Raw genomic sequence first — 3,138 nt, 5'->3', positions numbered from 1 at the left:
GCCAGACCGGCCCGCAGCAGGGCTACGGCGCCCAGCAGGGCCAGCAGCAGTATGGCCAGACGTCCCAGGGCGGCTACGGCCAGCAGACCGGCCCCCAGGACTACGGCCAGCAGCAGGGCTATGGCGCCCAGCAGGGCCAGCAGGGTTACGGCCAGACCGGCCCGCAGCAGGGCTACGGCGCCCAGCAGAGCCAGCAGCAGGGCTACGGCCAGCAGCAGTACGGCCAGGATCAGTACGGGCAGCAGCAGTACGCCCAGCCGGCCCCTCAGCAGGGGTACGGCCAGCAGCCCGGTTACGGGCAGCAGCAGTATGGCCAGCAGGGCTATGGTCAGCCCGGCTACGGCCAGCCGTACGGGGCCGCGGGGCCGGTTCCGCCCGGCGCCCCGGCTCCGCTCGCGGAGTGGTGGCAGCGCCTCGTCGCCCGCATCATCGACGGCGTGATCGTCGGCATTCCCTTCGCGATCATCACGCTCGTGATCACGGGGATCGTCGTCACCAACGCGAGCATCGACATCACGAGCGGGGTTTACAACCCCGGAAGCGGTTACTTCCTGGCGTCACTGCTCACGGCGATCCTGGGCGGCCTCGTCATGGTCGCCTATGAATTCCTCATGCTGCGGGCGCAGGGGCAGACGCTCGGCAAGAAAGTCATGGGCATCAAGGTCGTTCAGGTCGGCGGCACTCTCGACGCGGGCGGGCTTCCCCAGGACGCCGCGCTCAAGCGCGCCGGCGTGTTCTACGGTTTCGAGTTCCTGCAGTGGATTCCCGTTATCAGCTACCTCGCGAGCATCGCCTCTCTTCTGAACGTGCTGTGGCTGTTGTGGGACAAGCCCTTGCATCAGGCGCTGCATGACAAGGTCGCCAACACCGTGGTGGTCAAGGTCAAGTAACGACGACGGACGGGGTCGATGGAACGGACCATCGGCCCCGTTTTTCTATGGGTCGCTATGGCCGCGTCCGCACCGTCCGCTCACCCGGCTGTGACGGAAAATCCTTGCGGGGCCTCCCGGGCATGCCATGCTTGGGTTCACCGTCCCGAGAGGTGCCCAATGACCGCGAGACCGCCCCCGGCGCCAATCCTTAAGACTCGCCCCCGCCGCCCCCCGGGTCATATCCGTCCACGGGCGGCTTAAGGAACCGTCAGGGGCGCTTATGGGGCCGTATGGAGCCGCACAGGGCCTTATGGCGCTCCCGGAAGCCCACCCGCTCGACCCGGCCGCAGGCGGCGTCCGCGGAATGCGGGGATCGTTTGGCCGTGGGAAACTCTGACGCCGCGGCCGCCCGGGCCGTCCACGGGATTGTGCCCCCGCTCCTTTTTTCGATCTTCAGACCACCTGCCCGTCGATCTTGATGCAACCGGCCGGTCCTCTCTTTTTACGAGGCTTCCAGGCGGTGGCGATCTGCTTGCGCGTATATCCCACGAGGCGTGCGCGCCGTACGAGAAGGCTGCCGGGCCCCTTCTGAAGATCCGGCCGCCGTGACGCGGGCGCCTCGTTTCAGCCGAGCTCTTCAACGGCGGTACGTCCCCGGTCCGGCCTTTTCCGCAGGACGTGTTTGCCGCTTCACACTTGTCCGTCCGTGCCTGTTCGTCCTGGTCGGCAAGCCGCTCACCTGCGGCTACGGCGCGCGCCGGGCAGAACCGGGAGGCGCGCGGCCCGGCCGCCCGCCGTCGCCCGGGAAGCGCGCAAGCGGCTGAAACGGCGGGACGGCCCAGGATCGGTGACCGCCGGGGTCGGCATTCTGGGTACGATTTCGAGTGCATCCGGTAAGGCCGCTGGAGAGACGAGGATTACCCCAGCCCTCCAGGGGCACCCCCGGAAGGCGCGCCTGGTCCCTCCCGGCGCTATGGTCGTATCAGGGCGCCCGGCCCGGCAAGAGGCCGGCAGCCTTGCCACGTCCTCGGAATTTCCTCGGGTGCACCTAATGACACCCCCGGCACGAGCGAGGCAGAATGACAGAGGTATTGTCCGCCTTGATACCTTCCGTGGTCGTCGCCGGCGCGGTCGTCTACGGCATCGTAAAGTTGGTACGTTCCGACGCGGCGGGCCTCCGCACGGCACGGGAGCCACGCGAGAAGTCACCGGACTCAGAGGTTCCTGAGAATCCGCAATCATGAATTGTCAGCCAGGGGAAACCGGGTATATGTTTGGCTGACGAATCAAACTATGGGCTGCGAAAGGATTGCCGGATGGCCAAGCACACGCAGGTGATTCTCATCGACGATCTCGATGGCGGCGAGGCCAATGAGACGGTCACCTTCGCGATTGACGGCACGTCATATGAGATTGACCTGAGCGACGGCAACGCGAAGCGGCTTCGCGAGGCCCTGTCGCCTTTCGTCGGCAGCGCGCGGCGCGCGGACAGCGGGCAGGCCCGTGGGCGCCGTCGTGGCGGTGCGGGCGGTGGGGGCCAGCGAGCCATGACCCGCGAGAAGAGCGCGGAGATCCGTGCCTGGGCGAAGGCTCACGGACACCCCGTGAGCGAGCGCGGCCGCATTGCCGCCTCGATCGTCCAGGCGTACGAGGACGCGCACTAGGTCGTGACCCTTAGATCTCCTGCCTACCGCGGTCGCCCGGGCGGCGCCTCGCCGCGTTGTCGCCCTACCCGCGAGGATTCCTCGCAGGCTCGGAACCACCGCGGGGCCCGGAGTAGGCGCCAATAGCTCCGCTATTGGCTCCTCCTCCGCTTCGCGATGCATCCGCCTGGACGATCCTCGCTACGGCAAGATCTGCGGGACACTTCCTAACTCGCACCTTGATCGCGCGGTTATGGCGGTCGTCGGAGGACCTGACGATCGCATAACCGCGCGATTGTGTTTGCGCTCCCTTAAAACCTCGTTCGCTTGCGGCGTATCGGGAACATGTCACCCCCAGCAGGGGGTTGGATAGAGCATGAACGCCCTGCGCTTGGGGAACCCTTCTGCCAAGGAGCGGCTTGCTGGGTCGGGGCTACCATGCGGAACGACGGGCCGGATCTCCCGCGCTCGCCTGACCGCTCTGTGAGGAGCGACGAGATGTTCGAGAGGTTCACCGACCGTGCGCGGCGGGTTGTCGTCCTGGCCCAGGAAGAGGCTCGGATGCTCAACCACAACTACATCGGCACTGAGCACATTCTTCTTGGTTTGATCCATGAGGGTGA

The 3,138-nt window shown here is 66.7% G+C and carries 3 protein-coding genes; all 3 read left to right on the top strand.

The window, feature by feature from the left end:
• A partial coding sequence (locus FH610_RS42525; protein WP_139580913.1) for an RDD family protein occupies positions 1 to 890 on the top strand: 890 nt, incomplete at its 5' end.
• 1,298 nt (positions 891 to 2,188) lie between these two features.
• The gene (locus FH610_RS42520) at positions 2,189 to 2,536 is read left to right on the top strand and encodes a histone-like nucleoid-structuring protein Lsr2 (RefSeq protein ID WP_139580912.1); all 348 of its coding nucleotides are present in this window, start codon (positions 2,189 to 2,191) and stop codon (positions 2,534 to 2,536) included.
• A 477-nt stretch (positions 2,537 to 3,013) separates the two neighbouring features.
• The coding region (locus FH610_RS45825; protein ID WP_139578418.1) for a Clp protease N-terminal domain-containing protein at positions 3,014 to 3,138 on the top strand (125 nt) is incomplete at its 3' end.

The organism is Microbispora catharanthi (assembly GCF_006334915.2).
Lineage (GTDB): Bacteria > Actinomycetota > Actinomycetes > Streptosporangiales > Streptosporangiaceae > Microbispora > Microbispora catharanthi.
The sequence above is the reverse complement of the archived record's forward strand: the minus strand, read 5'-3'. Positions and strand labels throughout refer to the sequence as shown.